The sequence below is a fragment of the Flavobacteriaceae bacterium genome, from assembly GCA_003443635.1.
GTDB lineage: Bacteria > Bacteroidota > Bacteroidia > Flavobacteriales > Flavobacteriaceae > AU392.
In genome coordinates, this window is the sequence record CP031964.1 from 2,547,517 (window position 1) to 2,571,692 (window position 24,176).

General features: G+C 30.8%; 18 protein-coding genes and 1 other RNA gene. 8 read left to right on the forward strand and 11 right to left on the reverse strand.

Annotation, left to right across the window (positions count from 1 at the left end):
- Positions 1-78: 78 nt before the first annotated feature.
- The 5 genes from D1817_11600 to D1817_11620 all read right to left on the reverse strand — a co-directional run bounded on the left by D1817_11600 (position 79) and on the right by D1817_11620 (position 7,812).
- Positions 79-3,732 carry a hypothetical protein gene (locus tag D1817_11600; protein ID AXT20508.1) on the reverse strand — a complete coding sequence of 1,218 codons (3,654 nt, stop codon included), beginning with the start codon at positions 3,730-3,732 and terminating at the stop codon, positions 79-81.
- A 2-nt stretch (positions 3,733-3,734) separates the two neighbouring features.
- Positions 3,735-4,634 carry an ABC transporter ATP-binding protein gene (locus tag D1817_11605; GenBank protein AXT20509.1) on the reverse strand — a complete coding sequence of 300 codons (900 nt, stop codon included), beginning with the start codon at positions 4,632-4,634 and terminating at the stop codon, positions 3,735-3,737.
- A gap of 280 nt (positions 4,635-4,914) precedes the next feature.
- Positions 4,915-5,148 (reverse strand): hypothetical protein, encoded by a 234-nt coding sequence (locus tag D1817_11610; protein ID AXT20510.1) that lies wholly within the window; start codon positions 5,146-5,148, stop codon positions 4,915-4,917.
- A 198-nt stretch (positions 5,149-5,346) separates the two neighbouring features.
- On the reverse strand, positions 5,347-6,495 hold the full coding sequence (locus tag D1817_11615; GenBank protein ID AXT20511.1) for a DUF2911 domain-containing protein: 1,149 nt from the start codon (positions 6,493-6,495) through the stop codon (positions 5,347-5,349).
- Between the two features lie 102 nt (positions 6,496-6,597).
- The gene (locus D1817_11620; GenBank protein ID AXT20512.1) at positions 6,598-7,812 is read right to left on the reverse strand and encodes a TlpA family protein disulfide reductase; all 1,215 of its coding nucleotides are present in this window, start codon (positions 7,810-7,812) and stop codon (positions 6,598-6,600) included.
- Between the two features lie 125 nt (positions 7,813-7,937).
- Between D1817_11620 and D1817_11625 the strand changes: the two genes are divergently transcribed.
- Together D1817_11625 and D1817_11630 are read left to right on the forward strand one after the other, a co-directional pair.
- A complete protein-coding gene (locus D1817_11625; GenBank protein AXT20513.1) occupies positions 7,938-10,361 on the forward strand; it encodes a phenylalanine--tRNA ligase subunit beta in 2,424 nt (807 codons plus the stop codon).
- Positions 10,362-10,363: 2 nt separating this feature from the next.
- On the forward strand, positions 10,364-11,227 hold the full coding sequence (locus tag D1817_11630; GenBank protein AXT20514.1) for a phosphatase PAP2 family protein: 864 nt from the start codon (positions 10,364-10,366) through the stop codon (positions 11,225-11,227).
- Here D1817_11630 and D1817_11635 read toward each other — a convergent pair.
- On the reverse strand, positions 11,211-12,665 hold the full coding sequence (locus D1817_11635) for an aminotransferase class V-fold PLP-dependent enzyme (GenBank protein ID AXT20515.1): 1,455 nt from the start codon (positions 12,663-12,665) through the stop codon (positions 11,211-11,213). The two genes, D1817_11630 and D1817_11635, sit on opposite strands and share 17 nt — an antisense overlap.
- Positions 12,666-12,797: 132 nt before the next feature.
- Here D1817_11635 and D1817_11640 point away from each other — a divergent pair, with 132 nt between their 5' ends.
- Positions 12,798-13,031 (forward strand): DUF2007 domain-containing protein, encoded by a 234-nt coding sequence (locus D1817_11640; GenBank protein AXT20516.1) that lies wholly within the window; start codon positions 12,798-12,800, stop codon positions 13,029-13,031.
- Between the two features lie 51 nt (positions 13,032-13,082).
- On the opposite strand, the gene D1817_11645 is transcribed toward D1817_11640, so the two are convergent.
- Entirely contained in the window at positions 13,083-14,702 is a 1,620-nt protein-coding gene (locus tag D1817_11645) for an ATP-binding cassette domain-containing protein (protein AXT20517.1), read from the reverse strand.
- A gap of 257 nt (positions 14,703-14,959) precedes the next feature.
- Here D1817_11645 and D1817_11650 point away from each other — a divergent pair, with 257 nt between their 5' ends.
- On the forward strand, positions 14,960-16,375 hold the full coding sequence (locus D1817_11650) for a hypothetical protein (GenBank protein AXT20518.1): 1,416 nt from the start codon (positions 14,960-14,962) through the stop codon (positions 16,373-16,375).
- Positions 16,376-16,449: 74 nt separating this feature from the next.
- Here the strand turns inward: D1817_11650 and fsa are convergent, their stop codons facing one another.
- From fsa to ffs, 3 genes are all read right to left on the reverse strand, one after another.
- Positions 16,450-17,103, reverse strand: a complete 654-nt coding sequence (fsa, locus tag D1817_11655; GenBank protein AXT20519.1) for a fructose-6-phosphate aldolase — start codon at positions 17,101-17,103, stop codon at positions 16,450-16,452.
- A gap of 79 nt (positions 17,104-17,182) precedes the next feature.
- Positions 17,183-17,986, reverse strand: a complete 804-nt coding sequence (locus tag D1817_11660) for an SDR family oxidoreductase (protein AXT20520.1) — start codon at positions 17,984-17,986, stop codon at positions 17,183-17,185.
- A 99-nt stretch (positions 17,987-18,085) separates the two neighbouring features.
- Positions 18,086-18,184: signal recognition particle sRNA small type (ffs, locus tag D1817_11665), an RNA gene on the reverse strand.
- Positions 18,185-18,273: 89 nt separating this feature from the next.
- Here ffs and D1817_11670 point away from each other — a divergent pair.
- The 3 genes from D1817_11670 to D1817_11680 all read left to right on the forward strand — a co-directional run bounded on the left by D1817_11670 (position 18,274) and on the right by D1817_11680 (position 21,373).
- Entirely contained in the window at positions 18,274-19,317 is a 1,044-nt protein-coding gene (locus D1817_11670; protein AXT20521.1) for a glutaminyl-peptide cyclotransferase, read from the forward strand.
- Positions 19,318-19,334: 17 nt separating this feature from the next.
- The gene (locus D1817_11675; protein AXT20522.1) at positions 19,335-19,724 is read left to right on the forward strand and encodes an acyl-CoA thioesterase; all 390 of its coding nucleotides are present in this window, start codon (positions 19,335-19,337) and stop codon (positions 19,722-19,724) included.
- Between the two features lie 74 nt (positions 19,725-19,798).
- The gene (locus D1817_11680; GenBank protein AXT20523.1) at positions 19,799-21,373 is read left to right on the forward strand and encodes a hypothetical protein; all 1,575 of its coding nucleotides are present in this window, start codon (positions 19,799-19,801) and stop codon (positions 21,371-21,373) included.
- Positions 21,374-21,474: 101 nt separating this feature from the next.
- Here D1817_11680 and D1817_11685 read toward each other — a convergent pair whose 3' ends face one another.
- Complete coding sequence (locus D1817_11685; protein ID AXT20524.1) at positions 21,475-22,749, reverse strand: serine hydroxymethyltransferase; 1,275 nt, start codon at positions 22,747-22,749, stop codon at positions 21,475-21,477.
- Positions 22,750-22,855: 106 nt separating this feature from the next.
- Here D1817_11685 and fahA point away from each other — a divergent pair, with 106 nt between their 5' ends.
- Entirely contained in the window at positions 22,856-24,148 is a 1,293-nt protein-coding gene (gene fahA / locus D1817_11690; protein ID AXT20525.1) for a fumarylacetoacetase, read from the forward strand.
- Positions 24,149-24,176: the final 28 nt, after the last annotated feature.

Below are 24,176 nucleotides of genomic sequence, written 5' to 3' on the forward strand. Positions count from 1 at the left end.
ATAAATGAACCACTTATAAAACAAAAACAGGCAAGAGCATATCTTGACTGTTTCCATATAATTTTAATGAGTTATTTTTTATAACCCTCCTCTTCTATTATCGTTAGAATTAGTATCGATTAATTTATTATAAGGATCTATACCAGCTTCAACAGGCTTTTTATCTACAATAATTTTAATTTTATTATTTATTTCAGTAATATGATGTTTTTTAAGATAAAGTTCTTCGTCATCTTCTCCAAAAACACCTACATCAATATAATCATCCAATATTACAGATAAGATAGGTCGTCTCATAGATTCTGTTTGATAAGATAGTGTGTCCCCTACCTTATCAGCATAATAACGTTTTCCTTTATCATTATTCCTATACTTACTTACCTCAAATTCTATCTCCACTTCATATTTTCCATTATCTAATTCAGTAGAGTTAACATCTACAACTCTATTTCTATAAAGTGTTATTGTTTCAAACATATCTTTGATAACATACTGTAACGAATCTGGAGTAACTGCTTTAATATCTGCTACAAACTCGGTTGATACTGGATAAGGAGCTCCTTTAAATTGATATTTCTCAGCAAACCGTTTCACTACATTATTAAATTTCTTTTCTCCTAAATAATCACTCATTGCATATAATACTAGTGACCCTTTTTGATAATGGATATATTGTTGATTTTCATTATACATTAAAGGATTTTCTTTTATCTGTTCAACAGTTCTTCCCAAAAGATAGCCATCCATGGCATCTTTAAGAAACTTACGCATTTGTGATTTACCATTCGTTTTTTCTAACACTTTAAGTGAGCTATATTCCGATAAACTTTCTGAAAGTAGAGTAGCTCCTTTAGCATTAGCACCTATAACTTGATGTGCCCACCATTGATGTGCTAGTTCGTGTGCAGTAACACTAAACGGGTAATCTACTGCATCTTCATTCTTATCATCTACATCAGCAATAAATCCTATAGCTTCACTAAATGGGATGGTATTAGGGAATGCTTGCGCAAATCCCCCTCCGGTTCTAGGAAACTCTATAATGCGAGCTTGTCTATGCTGATAAGGCGTATAATTATCATTAAAATAATTCAATCCATCTTTTAAACCATTCATCATACGATCTATATTATAGTGATGATCTGGGTGATAATAGATTTCTAATTTCACTCCATCGTGCTCATCTCGTTTCACTTCATAACGTCCGCTTAAAAATGCATAAAAATTTAAGATTTTAGAATCCATTTTATAATGGAAATACTTTCGTCCATCTTCCTCCCATTCCTTAATAAGATATCCTGGAGCTATAGCTATTTGATCGTTTGATGTACTTACCGTTGCTTCAAAATCTATCCAATCGCTGTTTCCACCTATATAATTATTATCTCTAGCGCCAGGAGCATCTGGAGCAGGCAACCTATCTTTAAGTGGCAAGTCGTATTTCTTACGTACTTGTGGATTGCGTAATTCTCCTTGCTCATTATATCCTATAGAAGGAAATATACCGCTATTTATAAAAGTACCATTACCTACTACTGGGGAGTTGTTATTATCAAAAAATGTATTAGGTTTATTATGAGTAGTAAATGTCATCATAAGTGTATCCCCAGGTTGTAATGGTTTATCAAATCGATACATTCGATAATCATAATTTTCTTGATCATAAACAATCTCAGTAGCGCGATCTAACTCAATAGTATTTGGTTGACTTGGGTAGTTAACATGTAATGTATCTATAATAACATCTGTTTGATTGACTAATGTATATGTTCCTCCCGCTTTGTAGTCCCTTGATTTTGGAAAAATATCCATAAATGTATTAACAGCAACTAATCTAGGTTGTGGTACTTTATAGAATTTTCCAAGTTCTTTTTCGTAATTAACTCTACGCTCTTCTCTTTCTTTACCTGTTGTACGTTCGTTATCAATATTATTAACTTTCCAGATATAACCTCCAATTGCAAAAAAGCCTATCAAACATAGTGTAATCACACTAATTAATGGTTTAGTAAATCTTGCTTTAGCAAAAGCAAAGCGCTCTCTTATATTTGATCCCATGCCTCGACGATAGAACATAATCGCTAAAACAAATAATGCAACACCTAATAAGGTCCAATAGAGACGATATGTAAAATATCGTGGTAATCCACTTCCATAACCATTCATATCGCTAGGGCTTGGTGATCCAGCGCCTTGATTAAAGATAAATTGACTTTGCTCTACACCTATTACATCTAATAATGGTATCAGACCTGAAGCCGTTAAGCCCATGATTGATAATACAATCAAACCCAGCCATTTATTCTTGATTAATGTATGAATTAATAACGACATCAATATCCACGGGATAAAATTCCAAATATTAATAATATATAGATCGAACACGTATAATGGCAATTCAAATTCAAAAAAACCATTATAAGTTTGTATAATAACACCACTTAAAATAACTATAAGTAGTAAGATTGCTATCATTACTACTATGGCTATAAACTTAGAAAATAATAAAGTCCAATTTTTAGTAGGAGTAGTATCTACCAATTGATTAATATGAGCAGTTTTTGCCCTATTCATAATTAACCCTGTATAAAGATATATTAGTAAATAGGTAAATGCACTAAAAATCCCTCCTGCAAATTGAAGCATTACCCAAGTTTTAGGTAAAACATCTGTACCATATATTTGCCCTGTAAGAAACATAGTAGGCAATGTAAGTGCAAAAGCTACAGATGCAATAATTATAAATGGCCAGCCTTTTACAATAAAAGCAATGTCCGATTTTGCGACTATCCAAGCAGTCTTTAATTGGCCTAAAAAAGATAAATTTTGAGTAACTTTTGGCAATACGATTTTCTCTATGGTTCCAAAATTCTTTTTTACAACACGCTGTGCTTTAGCTTTAACAAGTGATAAGGTAGATGGGTTTTGAGAAAAACTAAATTTAAATAATACACTTATAAACACTACTAATGAAATACTTAACCATATTAATCGGTTATATAACAACGTACCTATTACAGGGATAAGCTGTGTACTTTGCTCTTCTGGCGTCCAGTATTTAATTTGACTATATGTTGCACTATCTCCAGTAGGCTCTAGTAATTCAATCCAAAATGTATTCTCCATATTAGGCAAGCTAGATTGTGCAGCAAACTGTAGAATGACCATTACTAAAACAAACATAAAGCCAACATTTACATTACGTAAAAAAGCAGTGATTGCAAATATTATTGCTCCATAAAAAAATACATTTGGTATAATGTAAAGTAAAAATGGTTGTAGATAATTCATTATTTTAAAAGGTCCTATTAAATCTGGATTTGCTCCTGGCAAATAAAACCCTAATGTAATCCCTACAATACTAGCTATAATGACTAATAGTGTCATCACCATCCCTGCACTAAACTTAGCTAATAAATAATTTATTTTAGTTAACGGATAAGAATATAATACATTATGCATGTTGTTTTTAAAATCACGCTGTATTGTTCCTCCTATAATAGATGGAATAAGCAGATAGGTTAATATTGCAAAAAAGCCTAATAGTCCATAAATACCTACTGCTCCATTTAATTTTATAGAACTTGTAACCGTTACATTATTACTATCAAAAACACCAACAGCTAATGCTGATAATAATAATGATAATAAGAATAATATTCCTGCGTATATATATAAAAGCGGTTTCTTAAACCACGTTTTTATTTCGTGTCTAAATATTATTGAAAACATAATTAAGCAATTTCTGATTGAGCAATAAACTTGTCATTACTTAAAGTAGTAAAATAAACATCTTCTAACGTAGGTTTTACTTTTTCAAATGCTGCTCCAGGAGAAGTTTCTCCATAAACACGCACATTAAGCATATTTTCTTCATTATAGTTAGAGGAAATCACATTGTAATCCTTTTGCATTTGCTCAATTTCTTCTCGTTCAATAGTTGTCATCCAAATCTTGTCTGATAATGCAGCCGTCATTTGTTTAGGTGTAGCTTGAGCCAGTATTCTACCACCGTTTAATATTGCCATATCTGTACATAGTTCTTTTACATCATCAACTATATGTGTAGAGAAAATCACAATATGGTTTGTTCCTATTTCTCTCAATACATTTAAAAATCGATGACGTTCTGCTGGATCTAAACCAGCCGTAGGCTCATCTACTATAATTAATTTAGGATTGTTCAATAATAATTGAGCAATTCCAAAACGTTGTTTCATTCCCCCAGAATATCCTGCTACATTTTTATTACGTACATTACTTAAATTAGTAACTTCAAGTGCTTTATCTACTATTACATTTCGTTCTTTCTTATCAGTAATCCCTTTAAGGCTAGCAAAATAATGAAGTAAATCGTTTGCACTCATTTTTGGATATACTCCAAACTCTTGAGGCAAATATCCAAGTGTTTTTCTAAACTCTATTTTGTTATTTAAGATATCTAATCCATTAAAATCTATACTTCCACTATCTGGTGACTGCAACGTTGCTATGGTTCGCATTAATGACGATTTCCCAGCTCCATTAGGTCCTAAAAGACCAAACATCCCTGCTTCTATTTCTAGATTTAAATTATCAATAGCTTTTACACCATTTTTATATGTTTTTGTTAAATTTTCGATGGTTAATTTCATAGTACCGTATTTATAATTTGATTGTTAGTGTAACGATCTTATTTTTTGTTACACTATTTATAAAGAAAAGCAAGTATACAAAAAAGTCTACGAAATAAATTTCGTAGACTTTTAAAATCAAACATTATCTAATGTTATGATTAGTTAATATATTCTCCTTTTTTAAGCTAACCTTAATTAACCCTGATGACTAGTTTTAAATATTACTTTTTTATGCATTCATAAAGTTAAAAACTAAATTCAGTTAATTGCAAAAAAAAGGTAGCTTCAAAGAAATCTATTAATTAAATGAAGCGCCTTCATCTAAGTCACCTGTGGTGCAATGAGTATTCCAACCATCTAAACTCCAAATATCACCCCAAGCGCCAACAAAACTCTCAGTAAATTCACCAGAAAGATAAACTGTTTGATGACCTGTTTTTGTCCTTGTACAAGTCCAATTACTTCCTGCAGCTATTTTTTTTAACTCTTCTCTTTTTAGTACTGTTCCTAAATTTAAAACGTTTTTTAGCATAATTAATATTGATTAAATTAAAATTCCCATAAACATTTATAGACATCTATAGTTTATGTCTTTTCCTACGAATTTATATAAAATATAAGAATACTAATGTTAAATATTTGTTAACAAGAAAATTTTTAATCTTTTTAAAAAATAAAAAACGCTTAAAAATTACTTTTTAGAATACCTAAGGTTATTTCAATTCTTAATTTAATTAATATCTTCTCCTTTTTTAAGTTTCTCTATTTCATTATTCAAACGTGTTTTAAATCGAGTCGGTGTAGCTTCAGCATTAAATGCTATATTCATAGATTTAAGTGCTTTCTTAAAATCTCCTTTAGCTGAGTATGCTCTGGCTAATGCATAATTAGATATCCAATCTTTTTTGTTCTTATTTAAATTATTCTTTGCAATTGTAAGTGCTACATCTTTTTCGTTTGCAGTAATTAACTGCCTAACCAATGCAAACACTTCATTATTAGCTCCATGAGTTGCTGCTTTTTCAAAGCTTTTAATAGCATCAGCTTTATTACCTCTTTGCATTAAGATTTGTGCTTTTAATGATAGGTTAGCAAAGTTTTCTTTGCTAAAAAAATTCCCCTCAATAGAAGCATTTGTCCATTCTAATGCTTTTTCCATATTACCTGCACGGAAAGCGTATCCAGCTGCTTGATCCCAAGTAGTTTGCTGAAACCCTTTAGGGTTTCTTAAATCATTTTCAATACCAGCCATAACAATATCTGTTACTGCTACATCAATTTTAAATGGAATTTCTTTTTTATCCCAATGTAAAGTTGCCGTAGCGCTTGTTGGAGTGACAGTATTAAATTCGTATGTTAATAATTCTCTACTTTGTTCAACATCTTTAGATTGCACTTCTACACGTAATACATCTTCAGCTTCATCATAATAAAAACTTCCCCAAGAAGTTGTATTAGACGATAAAACAATAGTTACACTACCATCTTCTTTAGGCGCCATAAACAACGCGTATTTTCCAGCTTTAACATCTTTGCCTTCTAATTTTACATCATGAGTAAATTCAATCGTAGTATTATAATCTGCTCCTGCTCTCCATGGTGCCGATTTAGATGTTCCAAACCCTAAATCATTAAATCCATACTGTACTAATCCTCCCCAAATAGCTCTACCTCTTTTAGTTGGTCTATTATAATGGATCGTTATATCTGTAATCCCTACACGTTGTGTTACTTCTGCTTCTTGACTTGTTGCAGGAACTGTAATTTGTGCTGTAGTTTGTTCTGTAAATAATAAAGCAACTCCAACTGCTACTGTTAAGATTGCTTTGTTAGTAAAAATTTTCATGTGATACAATTTTAAATGTTTAGTTATCAGCATACTTGCATTAAGTATGCTTAATTATCTTAAGTATAGCAAGATAATCACAAGGAAAGCTATTTTGTGTTATAATATCGTTAAATTAAATGTATTGCAGAATACTTATTCATCAATAAGTTCTGAAACAAATGTTTCAAATTCTTTTTTAAAAGTAATGTATTTATCTCCCGTTGCAGGCCCATCAAACCCTGTATGTATTTTACGAACATTTCCTTTTTTATCTACAAAAACAGTAGTTGGATATGACAATATATGATTTAGCATTGGTAATTTTTCTTGAGCTAATGTTTTGTCGTCTGTTCCAAATTGTGCCAGTACTATTGGATAGTTAATTCCAATTTTATCTCTTAATCGTTTTATACTTCTAAAAGCACTCTCTTTTGTTTTGGCATACTCAAATGCCAAGGCTATAAATTCTACATCTTCATCTTTATGATTATTATAAAATTGTGTGTAATATCTGCTCTCATCCAAACAGTTAGGACACCACGATCCCATAATTTGTATTACAACCACCTTATTTTTAAAACGTTCATCTTCCAAAGAAATGTTATTTCCATTAGCATCAGGAAAAGAAAATGCTAGTTTATCATAACCTTCTTTTAAATATGTTAAATGATCTCCATTTGGTAAATCATAATCGTTATTACGCTTTGCAACAAAAGGTTCTTTCCAATGGTTCCCAGAATAAAATACACCTTGTAGTGTACTATCAGTTATCTTTGCTGTAAATAAAAACGCATGCGCTCCATCAAAAGTAGAAAGTCGTAATTCATCACCATCTACAACTCCTTCAAGGTAACGATAATCCCCAGTTTGAGTTCTAAATGTACCTGTAACTTTATTTTCTTCTTGCTTAAAAATACCTTTAGCAATATATTCATCACCTTCTATACCTTCACTAAATATCGTTTCCCATATACCACTAACATCTACTAACGGCTTAGATGTAATATTAAAACGAGCGCTATTATTATATTCAGCTTTAAAGCTTGTAATTTTATCCTCATTTTCTTTTATAAATTGTCCTTTTAAATTATTTCCTTCAAACTTAGCTACAATGAATCCTTCAAATACAGGGGTTTGAATTTTTACTGAATCTTTAAAATATTCTATTTCATCTACTTCAATAACTTCTTCAGCATTAAAAATCTTTAATTTGTTTTTTGAAACTACTTCAAAAATAAAAGGCAGTTCTTCATTATCTTGAACTTCAATAACTGCCCTATATTTTCCTGGCAACAATTCTAGTTTTTGTTTCTTAGCACAAGAAAAGCTAGTTGTAAAAAGTATTAATATTATTAACTTTTTCTTCATCATTTTATTTAAAAATAAGATCTTCAAATTACCATAAAATAGTTCTATAAAAAAAACTTTTTACACTATCGTTAACAGGCAAGTATTATTATCTTTGCCCCATTGAAGTAAATAGATTTTAGAGAATGAAGATTTCATATAATTGGCTAAAGCAATTTATTAATATTGATTGGAGTGTTGAAAAAGCTAGTGAACTCCTTACTGATTTAGGACTAGAAGTTGAAGGAGTTGAAAAGTATCAATCTGTAAAAGGCGGCTTAGAAGGTGTTGTCGTTGGAGAAGTATTAACTTGTATTCAGCATCCAAATGCTGATCGTTTAAAATTAACTACAATAAACATTGGAACTGAAGCTCCTCTACAAATTGTTTGTGGTGCACCAAATGTAAATGCTGGTCAAAAAGTTCCGGTGGCAACTATCGGCACAGTATTATATGATGCTAATGGAGAATCTTGGACTATTAAAAAAGGTAAGATTCGAGGAGAAGAAAGTCAAGGTATGATATGCGCCGAAGATGAATTAAGTTTAGGCGAAGATCACGATGGGATTATGGTATTAGATAAGTCTATAAAAGTAGGAACTAATGCTTCTGAAATCTTTGATATTGAAAATGATTATGTATTTGAAATAGGATTAACTCCTAATCGAGCTGATGCTATGAGTCATCTAGGAACAGCGAGAGATCTAAAAGCCGGATTACTACAATACGATGTAAATAAAGAATTAATTACACCTTCTGTAAGTTCTTTTCATGTTGAAAATAGAACATTAAAGATAGATATTGATGTACATCAAAAAGAATTAGCACCTAGATATTGTGGGGTTACTATTTCTGGAATAAAGGTAGCTACTTCGCCTGATTGGTTACAACATCGTTTAAAGGCCATTGGTTTAAACCCTATTAATAATATTGTAGACATTACAAATTATGTGCTTCATGAATTAGGACAACCTCTGCATGCTTTTGATGCCAACCAAATTAAAGGAAATAAGATTGAAGTAAAGACAGTAACGGCTGGCACAAAATTTATTACACTGGATGGAATTGAACGTGAGTTGCATGAAGAGGATTTAATGATTTGTGATGCTGAAAAACCAATGTGTATTGCTGGAGTTTTTGGAGGGATAGATTCTGGAGTTACAGAAAAAACAACTAGTATATTTTTAGAAAGTGCGTATTTTAATCCGATAAGTGTTCGTAAAACTGCGAAACGCCATGGGTTAAATACTGATGCTTCATTTAGGTTTGAACGCGGTATAGATCCTAATATAACTGAATATGCTTTAAAGCGTGCTGCTTTATTAATACAAGAAATTGCAGGTGGGGAAATCACTAGTGATTTGATGGATTTATACCCTAAGAAGGTTGAAGATTTTCAAGTGCGTTTAAGTTTTGAAAACGCAGAAAAGTTAATCGGTCAAGAAATTCCTAGAGAAATCATTAAACGTATTTTAACATCTCTAGATATTAAAGTTAACAATGTTACCGAGACTGGTCTTGGACTTACCGTACCTGCTTATCGTAATGATGTACAGCGTGAAGCAGATGTTATTGAAGAGATTTTAAGGGTTTATGGTTATAACAATATAAATACTACTGAAAAATTAAATGCATCTATTTCAAATTCGTCACGATTTGAAGATTACAAAGTGCAAAACGTAGTTGCAAATCAATTGGTATCATTAGGTTTTTATGAGATTATGGCGAATTCTTTAACATCGCCTGAATATATAAAATTAAGTGAGCAACTTAAAGAAGAGCATAATGTAATGATGCTAAATCCGTTAAGTAACGATTTATCTGTATTACGGCAATCTATGCTATTTTCTGGATTAGAAACTATATCCCATAATATAAATAGGAAGCAAAACGATTTAAGGTTGTTTGAATTTGGTAAAACATATCACAATTACGAAAATCGTGAAGAATTTAAGCATCTCACATTGTTTTTAACAGGTAATAAATCAACTGAACGATGGAATACCTTACAATCTCCAAGTGATTTTTTCTATTTAAAAGGAAACATTACTGCTATTTTTGAGCGCTTAGGGATTTCTAGATTAAAAGAAACGCCTGTTAAAAATGATATTTTTAGCGAAGGTTTAAGTTTAAATTTAGGTAAAACTAAGCTTGTAGATTTTGGAGTTATAAAAAAACCTATTTTAAAATCTTTTGATATTTCGCAAGATGTTTTATATGCAGATTTTAATTGGGATAATATTTTAGAGATTGCAAAACGCAATACAATTAAGTTTAGAGATATCCCAAAATATCCAGAAGTTCGTCGCGATTTTGCTTTGCTACTTGATGAAAATGTAACTTTTGAATCCATCTATACTATTGCAAAGCAATCTGAAAAACAGTTACTTAAAAATGTAAATCTATTTGATGTTTATCAAGGTAAAAACTTACCAAAAGGGAAAAAAAGTTATGCAGTAAGTTTTACATTACAAGATGAGCATAAAACACTTACTGATAAACAAATTGATAAAATTATGAATAAACTCCAAAATAATTTTGAAAAACAATTAGGAGCTGAATTAAGGTAATTATGACATATAAGAAAGTACTATTTACAATTTTCATCATTTTCTTTATTAGCAAGCTGAATTCACAAAATATTTTAGGAGGTGAAAAACCTGCAGATACAGCTTCTGTTGGAAAGTTAGCTCTATATGACTTGAAACAAGGCATAAAAAGTGTTGGCCATTCATTCTCGAGACCTTTTCACTGGAAAAAGAAAGATTTCACAACATTAGGTACTGTTATTGTAGGTGCTTTGGCTTTATCAACAATTGATGATGAAACAAGTGAACTTTTTGTGCGAAATGAACCTAATGTACCTAATTTTTTACAAGAAGCTGGTACTCGATTCGGTAGCCCTCAAGTTTATTTTATTACCAATGCTACTTTATATGGAGTTGGTTTATTTACAAAGAATGAAAAGCTCAGAAAAACAAGTGTTTTAATTATATCATCATCTTTTACCACTGGATTAATACAAAGTTTTACAAAAACTGCGATTGGAAGGGCTAGGCCTGGAAACGAAGCTGATGGTCTTAATAGCAGAGATTTTAGATTTTGGGATAACAGAGCAAAGTTTCACTCTTTCCCTTCTGGACATACTGTGCTATCAATAACTATGGCACATTCAATTGCAAAACAGTTTAATAATACTTGGACAAAGGTTGGTATTTATACATTGGGCGCTGTTGCTCCAGTTTCTAGGTTGTTTGCCGGAGCACATTGGTTAACAGATATTGGTGTAAGTGCAGTTTTAAGTATTGCTGTTGTAGATAGTATTGATAAATTTTTGTTTAAAACAAAAGCTTATGATTATCCTCAAAAAGAAAAATATATTTCTTGGAACTTTGCTTTTACTGGTAATCAAATGGGAGTTATTGGGAGGTTTTAATTGTATCAGATATTTTCTTTCTAATTTTATCGATCATCATCATTGCTTTATCAATAGTTTCTAATTTGGTTCTAAATGATAGAATTGCTATTCGAATTACAAATTTGCCATTAATTTTTGTAGAGCTCAAAAACACTTTTCCATTATTATGAACTTCTTGCATAAGACGTTCATTAAATTCATTTTCATTATCATCATTAGTTGGGTACCAAAAATAACTCACTGAAAGATCAGGTTTTGGACCGACTTTAAACCCACAATTCATTAGTTGTTCTCTAAAATAAGTAGTCAATAATAATTTTTCTTCCAAACATGCTATAAAGGGTTCTATTCCATGCAATTGCAATGGAATCCATAATCTTAATCCTCTAAAATGTTTTGTTAATTCTGGCGAAACATCAGCTGGATTAACAGGCATGTTTTCATTTATAGCATCTTGCATATAATTTGCTGTATACTGATTAGATTGATATACTGCTTGCCTATCTTTTATTAAAACTGTTCCAATACCATAAGGTAAAAATAAGCTCTTATGCGGATCAACTACTAAAGAATCTGCAAGTTCAATACCCTTAAAAAGAGATTTACGTTGTTCTGTTAAAATAAAAAACCCACCATAAGCTCCATCTATATGATACCAAATATTATGTTTTTCTGCTATTAACCCTATTTCATTAAGAGGATCAATAGCTCCAGTATCTGTAGTACCAGCTGAAGCTATTATCATAAACGGATTAAGTCCATTAGCTATGTCTATTTCAATTTTTGAAGTAATATCTTCAGGTATTATCTTAAAATTATCATCTAACTCTAAATATCTGATAACAATATCGCTAAGCCCTATAATTTGTAATGCTTTAAAAATGCAATGATGTAATTGTTCACTTACATAAATCACACTGCTTTCAATCAAGTTTCCTTTTATGTTTTTTTTATCACGAGCAGCTGTTAATGCAATTAAATTAGCTATTGATCCACCAGAAGTTAAATTCCCTATTGCATTTTTTGGAAAACCAAAAATAGTTTTCATCCAATCTATTAATTCATTTTCAATTTCTACCCCTCCAGGAGAGGCATAATGTATTCCAGCATATTCGTTAGTTATAGCTGCTAAATAATCTGCAATTGATGAAGTATAAATTCCTCCACCAGGAATATACCCTAGATGTGCGCCAGATGCAGGTTTAATACCTTTTGAAGCTACTTCTCTATCGTAAAGTTCAATAATATCTCGTAATGATTTTTTTTTAGGATTGAGTTTGAAAATATTTGGAGTTACCTTTTCATCAGAAAAAGCATTGACTCCATTCAGGTTGTTAACAAAATTATTTGCATAATCACTAGCTTCTTTTATATATTCTTTTCGTCTTAATTCAGAAGGTTCTAAAGCTTCAGATATACTTTGCAATTCTAGAATTCGCTCTTTTATATTTTGCACTCTTAACCTATTTAATATTTGCTGTCTAAATTTAAGTTTTTTTGTGAATATAGTATGTAATTAGTGTTTTTAAAATTAGACAAATTCAATAGAATTCCTTATCTTTAAAAGGAACTCTTAATTTTTTTGAATATGGAATCTAATTATATTAAAATATATACTGGAAGTTTTATTATCGCACAATTAATTATAACACGCCTTCAAGAAATTGGAATTTCTCCTGTAGTAAAAGATGAATCTGAATCTGGTCGTCTTGCAGGATTTGGTGCTGCTGTTCCTGGTAATCAAGAATTATATGTTCGTAATGAAGAATTAGATAAAGCTACACCAATAGTTAATAATGCTATCTCAGAAATGTCTGTATAAAAAACATCACTTAAAAAGTGATGTTGAGTAATTTATAAGTTAGTATTTATATTAAACTGTATACATTTTTTCTCTTAATTCTTTTACTTTAGGGTTTTGCATATACTCATCAAAAGTCATATAGCGATCAATTACTCCATTAGGTGTTAATTCCACTACTCTATTTGCAACAGTTTGTGCAAACTCGTGATCATGTGTTGTAAATAATATTGTTCCTTTAAAATTTGTAAGTGAGTTATTAAATGCTGTAATACTCTCTAAATCTAAATGATTTGTTGGCTCGTCTAATTGCAATACATTAGCTCTAGTCATCATCATACGAGACAACATGCAACGTACTTTTTCACCTCCAGACAAGACACTTGATTTTTTAAAAGCTTCCTCTCCACTAAAAATCATCTTTCCTAAGAAGCCTCTGATATGAACTTCTTCTCTTTCTTCTTCTGTTGTCGCCCATTGACGTAACCAATCAATCAAAGTTAGATCGTTATTAAAATATTCGCTATTATCTAGCGGTAAATATGATTGTGTGGTAGTAATTCCCCAATTATATTTTCCTGAATCTGCTTCTTGCTTGCCATTTAAAATTTGATAAAATGCTGTTGTAGCTCTTGAATCTCTAGAAAAAACAACAACCTTGTCCCCTTTAGCTAAATTTAAATCAATCTCTTTAAATAATAATTCTCCATCTGTTGAAGCGCTAAGCTTCTCAATATTTAATATTTGATCTCCAGCTTCTCTATCTCGTTCAAAAATAATTGCAGGGTATCGTCTACTCGAAGGCTTAATTTCTGAAACGTTAAGTTTATCAATCATTTTTTTTCTACTAGTAGCTTGCTTAGATTTTGCAACATTAGCAGAAAAACGTCTGATAAATTCTTCTAGTTCTTTTTTCTTGTCTTCAGCTTTTTTATTTTGTTGTGCACGTTGTTTCGCAGCTAATTGAGAAGATTCATACCAAAACGTATAGTTTCCTGAAAAATGATTAATTTTCCCAAAATCAATATCAGAAATATGTGTACAAACAGCATCTAAAAAGTGACGGTCGTGAGATACTACTATGACACAGTTATCATAATTTGCCAAAAAATTTTCTAGCCAAGCAATAGTTTCATAATCTAAATCATTGGTTGGCTCATCCATTATTAATAAATCTGGATTTCCAAATAGTGCTTGAGCTAATAATACTCTTACTTTTTGTTTTCCATCAATATCTTTCATTAAAGTATAGTGTAAATCTTCTTTAATCCCAAGATTTGATAACATTGCTGCAGCATCACTATCAGCATTCCATCCATTCATTTCTTCAAATTCTACCTGAAGCTCTCCTATTTTATCTGCATTCTCATCAGAATAATCAGCATAAAGCGCATCAATTTCAGATTTCACTTTAAATAAAGGTTTATTACCCATAATTACAGTTTCCAAAACTGTATGTTCATCATATAAATTATGATTCTGCTCTAAAACAGACATACGTCTTCCTGGTTCCAAGTGTACATGGCCAGAAGTAGGGTCTTGTTTTCCAGCTATTATTTTTAAAAATGTAGATTTTCCAGCACCATTAGCGCCAATAATTCCATAACAATTTCCATTGTTAAACGTTGTGTTTACTTCATCAAAAAGAACACGTTTTCCAAATTGCACTGATAAGTTAGAAACTGATAACATTTTTTAGTTTTTTAAATTTACTCAGATGATTTTACTCTATATAAATACGTTTTCGTGAACTTGCAAATCCATATATTTACTCCTTGACATAAACATTTTTGCAAGTTTGCCGCAAAAGTAGAAAAATGAAACCATACAACAAATAAAACCTACTGTTAATAATATTTAACAGCGCCTTAACAACACCTTTCACATCCAAAACATATTTTTGTCAATATAGGGTATTGCATAATATTTCTATCACAGCTTAATATTGTATGAGACAAACATTACTATTATTATTTATATTTTCATTACATTTTTCTTGTGACTCCAATGGTAAAACTTCTGGTGAAGCTTTTATTGGCGGGGAAATTGTAAATCCAAATAATGATTACCTCATTCTATATGATATTAATAAAGCAGTAGATACTTTATATTTAGATGAGAACAATCGTTTTTCTTATAATGTAAGTGATTTAAAATCTGGGTTACATTATTTTGCACATGGTGGTGAATCTCAAATAGTTTTATTAGAACCTCAAGATAGTGTATTGATTAGGCTTAACACGTTAGAATTTGACGAATCTCTAGTATTTTCTGGAAAGGGATCAAAAAAAAACAATTACCTTATTAGTTTGTTTATGACTCAAGAATCTGAGTTTAGGGATGTTTTTCAATACTCTAAACTGAATCCTAAAGTATTTCAATCAAAATTAGATTCTATTCGAAGTAAAAAATACACTAAACTTAATGCTTTTAATGAAAAGTATGATCCTAGTGATTTATTTAAAAAAATAACTAAAGCAAATATTGATTACAATTACTATAGAAATAAAGAATTATATTGTTCTTGGCATTTTGGGAATAATAAAATTATAGACCACAGTTTGCTTCCTAGCGATTTTTTTGATTTTAGAAAAGATGTAAATTATAATAACGAAGATTTAGAAGCTTTTTATCCTTATAGAAACTTCCTATTTCCTCATTTTAACAATTTAGCTAAAGACCGGTATTTTAAAAACAATAAAGGAGAGACAATTTTAAATAGAAGGAATATTGAGTATAATTTAATCAAATTACAATTAATGGATAGCTTAATTCAAAGTAAATCTATGAGAAACAGATTAATGAGAGATGTTACTCGTTCATTTTTATCGAATAGCTATTCTATTGAAGATTCTGAAGCAATGTACAATTCTTTTGTAGCAAAAAATACTAATGAGCGCTACGCCGATCAAATCAATGATCTTTATAACACACAAAAACGCTTACAACCTGGACGTCAACTTCCAGAAGTTGAAATTATAAATAGTAATAATGAGATGCTAACTATTAGTTCTGTTGCAAAAGAAAAGCCTACTGTTATTTATTTTTGGGAAAATGCAAACGCGAATCAATTTATAAATAGTCACGAAAAAGCAAATAGGTTTCGCAAAGAATATCCTAATGTGAATTTTATAGCTATTAACATCAGTCAAACTTCTAATTACAGTTGGAAACGAATATTAGCTCAGCATGATTATGAGTTAACCAATGAGTACAAGTTTAGAAATCCAAGAACGGCTAGACATATTTTAGCAGTAAATAGTGTTTCTAAAGTAATAGTTATAGATACAGATAATACAATCATTACTTCTAATACAAGTTTATTTCGTCAAGATATTTTAAATATTCTTAAAAAAATTAATTAGAAATTATTTTTATATAAATACAAAAAACTCTTCAATAAATTGAGGAGTTTTTTGCTATATATTAATAGGTTTTACTAATTCCCTTTTTTGTAATCTGCTAAAAACTTAGCTAAACCAATATCTGTAAGTGGGTGACGTAATAATCCTTCGATAGAACTCAAAGGTCCAGTCATTACGTCAGCACCAAGTTTAGCACAATCTATTACATGCATTGTATGACGAACTGAGGCAGCAAGAATCTGAGTTTCAAAACCATAATTATCATAAATCTGACGAATTTCTGCAATTAAATTTAATCCGTCTGTGGATATGTCATCCAAACGCCCAATAAAAGGAGATACATAAGTAGCACCAGCTTTAGCTGCTAGCAAAGCTTGCCCTGCAGAAAACACTAATGTTACGTTTGTTTTAATTCCTTTATCTTTAAAATATTTTGCAGCCTTTACACCATCTTTTATCATTGGTAATTTTACTACAATTTGAGGGTTTAATGCTGCTAATTCTTCTCCTTCTTTTACCATTCCTTCAAAGTCTGTTGAAATAACTTCGGCAGATACATCACCTTCAACAATATCACAGATAGCTTTATAATGATTTATAATGTTATCTTTTCCAGTAATCCCTTCTTTGGCCATTAATGATGGATTTGTAGTAACCCCATCAAGAACTCCAAGACCTTCTGCTTCTTTAATTTGCTCTAAGTTAGCTGTATCAATAAAAAATTTCATAAAATGTAGTTTAGTTGTATTGCGAAATTACAATATTGGATCATTTACTAAATAAAAACATATTAAATAATATTAACAGCTATAACTTATAATGTTTTAAAAGCATTTTCTCATATACTTTACTCGGTAAGATACGTTTTAATACAACTGAGAATTTCTGTAAAAACACTCCCACTTTATAATGGATCTTAGGATTTTTTGTATTTATAATTTTGTACACAACTTCTGCCATTAAATTTGGATTGCTACCACTATTAACATGGTTATCCATAAGCTTTAAAGTATTTCCATAAGGTATTTTATATGGTGAATCATCTTTTAAGGGTTCGTGATAACGACCAGCAGCAATATTAGTAGCAAAATCTCCTGGTGCAACATTAGTCATCTCAATATTAAAATTTTTAATCTCCATTCTAAATGCTTCAGTTATTAATTCTAAAGCACCCTTACTAGCACTATACACACCACGATATGGTAAACCCATATAACCTGCAATTGAAGTAATGTTTATAATTAAACCTGAATTCTGTTTACGCATTTGAGGCAAAACTGCTTTTATGACGTTAATTGGTCCAAAAAGATTTGTTTCAAAATTGCGTTTAATCTCAACTTCTGGAATTTCTTCAATAGGTCCTGTGATCCCAGCTCCTGCATTATTAATAACAATATCTAATCGCTCTTCAAATTTGATAACTTCTCTAACACAATTCTGTATACTTTCATTATTGCAAACATCTAAAGCAATAATTTTAAATTTACTATCAGGATAATTTTGAGGGTTTCTACTTGTTCCATAAACAGTTAATCCTTTTTTTATTAAATGCTCTCCTATAGATTTACCAATTCCGGAAGATCCTCCAGTTATTAAAACTACTTTAGACATAAATTACATTATGGTGTTATTACGATTTAAAAATACAATAAAATAAGTGAAGTTTTCATACACTTTTTCATCTTGGTTTTAGAGAATTTAGGGTACAAAAAAAGGCAAGCTACCTACATCACACCGCTACAACCGTCTACCTTTGCTGCGTTCCCGCCCTGGAGGATTAAACAGGAGCTGGTTGTGTAGGACTTGCCGGCTGCAAAGATACAATCTTTTAATAGTTTCACAATGATTTTTTTAAGTGAATTTAAATAAATAACTTGCTCAAAAAATTAATAAAACTTATGCGATTTTTTAAATTTCTAACAGTCATATTATTAACCTCAATATTCTTTTCTTGTGGAAGTAATTCTGCCAATAAAGTATTAAGTGATTTTTCGATCACAACAAACACTAAAGGAAATACACATACAATTAGTGCAGGCGAAACACTTACTATTTCTATAAATAATCCAAAAAACCATACTATAGAATCGATTGAATATACACTTAATGGAAAGAAAATTGAAAATAAGCTACCACTTAATAATATCAAATTAGGGAGGCAAATTATTGAAGCGACTGTTCATTATAATGGTCAAACACAAACAGCAAAGCAAACTGTAACTATATTAAGTAATATCACTCCTAAAATTTATAGTTTCAAAATTATAAATGAATATCCTCATGATATTACTTCCTTTACACAAGGCTTAGAGTTTTATAATGGTGATTTATATGAAGGAACTGGGCAACCTAAGGAATCTAAGCTTAGAAAAATAAATTATAAAACAGGTGAAGTTTTAAAAAACATTGATTTAGCAGATGAGTATTTTGGAGAAGGAATAACTGTTTTAAATAATAATATTTATCAATTAACTTGGAAACACAATATTGGTTTTATCTATGATGTTACTACATTCAAAAAGAAAAGTAGTTTTAAGTATAATCAAAGTAAAGAAGGCTGGGGGTTATGTAATGATGGTGATGTAATTTATAAAAGCGATGGTACTGAAAAAATTTGGATACTAGACCCAGAAACTTTAGTCGAAAAAGAATATATTGAAGCTTATACTAATAATGGTAGAGTAAATGAGCTCAACGAATTAGAATGGGTAAACGGTAAAATTTACGCGAACAGATGGCAGTTAGATGGGGTTGCAATTATTAACCCCATAAATGGTGCTGTAGAAGGTGTTATTGATTTTTCTTCGCTTAAAGAAAAAGTTACTCAACATGAAAATCTAGATGTCTTAAACGGTATTGCATACAATTCAGACACAAACACTCTTTTTGTAACAGGGAAATATTGGGATAAAATTTTTGAGGTTGAAGTTATAAAAAACTGAGTTTTATAACTTATTACATGAGAGCATACGAAATTCTTAAAATTGTTACTAAAGATGATTTAGATAATCTCAATCACGTTAACAATGTACGCTATGTACAATGGGTGCAAGATATTGCGGAACAGCATTGGTTTCATAATGCATTTAAAGAAATTAACATGCATTACTTTTGGGTAATGACTAGTCATTTTATTGAATATAAGGCATCTGCTATTTTAAACGATGAAATTAGATTAAAAACTTATGTCATCAAATCTGAAGGTGTTATATCTACTAGAATTGTAGAAATGTACAATAATGCAACAAATAGATTATTGGTAAAATCTGAAACCAAATGGTGTTTTATAGATATACAAACCAAACGTCCTACAAGAATACCTAAGGAAATTATAACATTATTTGATTAAATAAAAATGTGTAAAATATACTATTTCATCGTTTCTAAAGTTATATTTTTACAAAAATTGCAATAATTAAAAAATTGAAAAAATACTTATACTTTATTCTTTGTATTGGCATTATAACAATGTGGAGTTCCTGTAGAAATGATTTTGAATTCGATTTAAATACAGGTAACTTAGAATTTTCAAGAGATACTGTATTTTTAGATACCGTTTTTACTAATATAGGGTCCAGTACATTTACTCTTAAAGTATTTAATCGTAGTGATGATGATATTGTTATTCCTACATTACGTCTAGGAGAGGGACAAAATTCATTTTATCGTTTAAATGTATCTGGACGAACTGGTACAGGTTCAGTTTTAGGCAAAGAATTTGAGAATATAGAAATTTTTGCAAGAGATAGTATTTTTATTTTTATTGAAACAACCATAGATATAGAAGCTTTATCAGCTTCAGAAACTCAATTTTTATATACTGATGTCATTGAATTTGATTCTGGCACAAACCTACAAACTGTAGATTTAGTGACTTTAGTTAAAGATGCTGTTTTTATTTTTCCATCACGCTCTGTAGATCCAAATACTGGAGAAACAATTACTGAAACTTTAAATTTTGATGTTGATGGTGACGGTATTAATGATGAAACTACCATACAAGGGCGTTTTTTAACAAATAATGAGCTTACTTTCACTAACGAACGACCTTATGTTATTTTTGGGTTTGCAGCTGTAAATGAAAATCAAACATTAACTATAGATCCTGGGGCTCGAATACATTTTCATGCAGATTCAGGTATTTTAGTAACTAATGGAGCTTCTATTCAAGTAAATGGCGAGCCTAGTTTAGATCCAGATTTATTAGAAGGGGAAGTTATTTTTGAAGGAGATCGCTTAGAACCTAGTTTTTCTGAAATTCCAGGGCAATGGCAAACTATTTGGTTATTTGAAGGGAGTACTAACAATATGTTTAATCATACTACCATTAAAAATGCTACTGCTGGCATTTTAGTAGATGGCAATCAAACAGATATTACCAAGTTAAATATTACCAATAGTCAAATCTACAACTCTAGCAATTTTGGTATTTTAGCTCGCGCATCTAATGTAAATGGAGAAAATGTAGCCATAAATAATAGTGGGCAATCATCTTTTGCTGGTACTTTTGGAGGACGTTATAATTTTGCAAATTCTACTTTAGTAAATTATTGGACACGTAGTTTTAGACAGTTTCCTTCGGTATTACTAAACAATTTTACTACAGATACAGATAATAATACATTCACCAATGCTTTAGTAGAAGCTAATTTTACAAACTGTATTATTTATGGTAATGATAATCCAGAATTTATTTTAGACGCAAATCCTGGCGATGAGTTTAATTTTAAATTTACAAATTGTTTAATTCGCTTTCAGAATACCAATAATAATTTTACTGGACCTCTTTACGATTTCGATAATATCGCATTATATGAAAATGTAATTTTTAATGATGATCCAGATTTTTTAGATCCGTTTGCAAATCGATTAGAAATTCCTAATGGATCTTCTGCAGATGGTACTGGGATTATATTTGGTAATTTACTCAATGATATTATTAATACGCCAAGAGCATTACCACGAGATCTTGGAGCTTATGAAAGTATTGATTTTTAGCAACACTCACTTTTAATAGAAATAAAAAACCTCAGAAGATTAATCTTCTGAGGTTTTTTATATAAAGCTAATTTCATCAACTAGTCTAGGTAATTCTTAATTTAAGCAACAAATAATGATAAATCCTGCATCATATCGTTTACTTTTTCTCTTACACTTTCTAGTTTAGCATTATCCTCATAATTCATAATCACTTCATCAATTAAAGCGACAATAGCCTCCATATTATGCTCCTTTAAACCTCTAGTTGTTATCGCTGGAGTACCAATTCTAATACCAGAAGTTACAAAAGGTGATTTGTCATCAAAAGGCACCATATTTTTATTTACAGTAATATCTGCAACTCCTAAAGCTTCTTCGGCGGCTTTCCCAGTAATATTCTTATTACGCAAATCTATAAGCATCATATGGTTATCTGTTCCTCCAGAAATAATATGATATCCTCTATCTACAAATGCTTTAGCCATTGCTGCAGCATTTTTCTTTACTTGTAATGTGTAGGTCATAAACTCATCGGTAAGCGCTTCTCCAAATGCTACAGCTTTAGCAGCAATAATGTGCTCTAGAGGGCCTCCTTGATTTCCAGGGAATACTGCAGAGTTTAATAATGATGACATTTTTCGAAGATTTCCATTTTTTAATTTCAATCCAAACGGATTATCAAAATCTTCTCCCATCATAATTAATCCACCTCTAGGCCCGCGTAACGTTTTATGAGTTGTTGTGGTAACGATATGACAATGTGGTATAGGATCGTTTAAAATACCTTTAGCAATTAAACCTGCAGGGTGAGAAATATCTGCAATTAGTATCGCTTCAACGCTATCTGCTATAGCACGAAAGCGCTTAAAATCCATATCTCTAGAATATGCTGATGCCCCAGCAATAATTAATTTAGGCTGTTCTTTCTCAGCAATAGATTGCATTTTATCATAATTAATCAATCCATTTTCTTCATCCACTCCATAAAATACAGGATTGTATAATTTTCCTGAAAAATTAACAGGAGAGCCATGAGTTAAATGTCCTCCGTGAGATAAATCGAACCCTAAAATCTTATCGCCAGGCTTTAAGCACGCTGCAAAAACTGCTGTATTAGCCTGACTTCCTGAGTGTGGTTGAACATTTACATATGTAGCCCCAAATAATGCCTTTGCCCTATCTATAGCTAATTGTTCTACTTCATCAACTACCTCACATCCACCGTAATAACGTTTTCCAGGATATCCTTCTGCATATTTATTAGTTAATACCGATCCTGCAGCTTCCATAACCTGATCGCTTACAAAATTCTCAGAAGCAATCAACTCTAAACCATGCAATTGGCGTTCGTTTTCTGCTTCTATTAATTCGAAGATTTGTTCATCTCTCTTCATAAATTATTTTTAATATTAAATTTCTGTCCAAAAATAATAAATTGATTAGTTTAATACCGCAAAAAACATATATTTGATATAGAAAAACCAATCTAAAAAACAAAATATGCCTTTATCTGCTAACAATCCTGATAGAACGTCTTGGCTGCACGTCGACAAGAACTCAGATTTCCCTATTCAAAATATTCCGTTCGGAGTATTTTTAACTCGAGATGATATTATTACCATAGGTACCCGAATTGGTGATACTGCAATAGATCTAGGTGCTTTACATCAATTAGGATATTTTGATGGAATCCCTTTAACGGATGATATTTTTCTTCAAGATTCTTTAAACGATTTTATTGCTGATGGTAGAAAAACCTGGCGTTTGGTCAGAAATCGAATCGCTGAAATTTTTGATGCTGAAAACAATATTTTAAAAAATAATAAAAAGAATAAAGAAACTGTATTATTTCGATTAGATGAAATAGAAATGCAACTTCCGGTTCAAATAGGCGATTATACAGATTTTTATGCAAGTAAAGAACATGCTACTAATGTTGGTAAAATGTTTAGAGGCGAAGAAAATGCATTAATGCCTAACTGGTTGCATTTACCTGTAGGCTATCATGGCCGTAGTTCTTCAATTATACCTTCAAAAATACCAGTACACCGTCCTCAAGGACAAATATTACCCAATGAAGCTACAGAACCCACTTTTGGGCCTTCAAAATTAGTAGATTTTGAGTTAGAAATGGCTTTTATAACCACAGACGCAAACGATCTAGGGGAACCAATTCCTATTGAAGAAGCTGAAGAATACATTTTTGGTTTAGTATTGTTTAATGATTGGAGTGCAAGAGATATTCAAAAATGGGAATATGTCCCACTTGGACCATTTTTAGGTAAAAATTTCGCATCATCCATATCTCCGTGGATAGTTACACTTGATGCTTTAGAACCTTTTAGAGTAGAAAGCCCTAAACAGGATCCAAAACCACTAGAATATTTACAATATAAAGGTAAAAAGAGTTTTGATATTAATCTTGAAGCTGCTATACATCCTAAAGGTGCTAAGGAAACGATAGTTAGTCGCTCTAATTTTAAGTATATGTATTGGAATATGTCTCAGCAATTAGCACATCATACTGTAAATGGTTGTCCAGTTAATTCTGGAGATATGATGGGAAGCGGCACTATTTCAGGAGTCACGGAAGATGCTTATGGTTCTATGTTAGAAATTACATGGAAAGGTGAAAAACCAATTACAATGTCTGATGGTACAGAACGTAAATTCATTAATGATTATGATACTGTTATTATGAGAGGATATTGCGAAAAAGATGGTACTCGTATTGGTTTTGGTGAAGTAGAATCGCAATTACTTCCTGTTTTCAAGCATAAAAACAAGAAATAATTCAGAGTTTATTAAATAGCTAACAGTC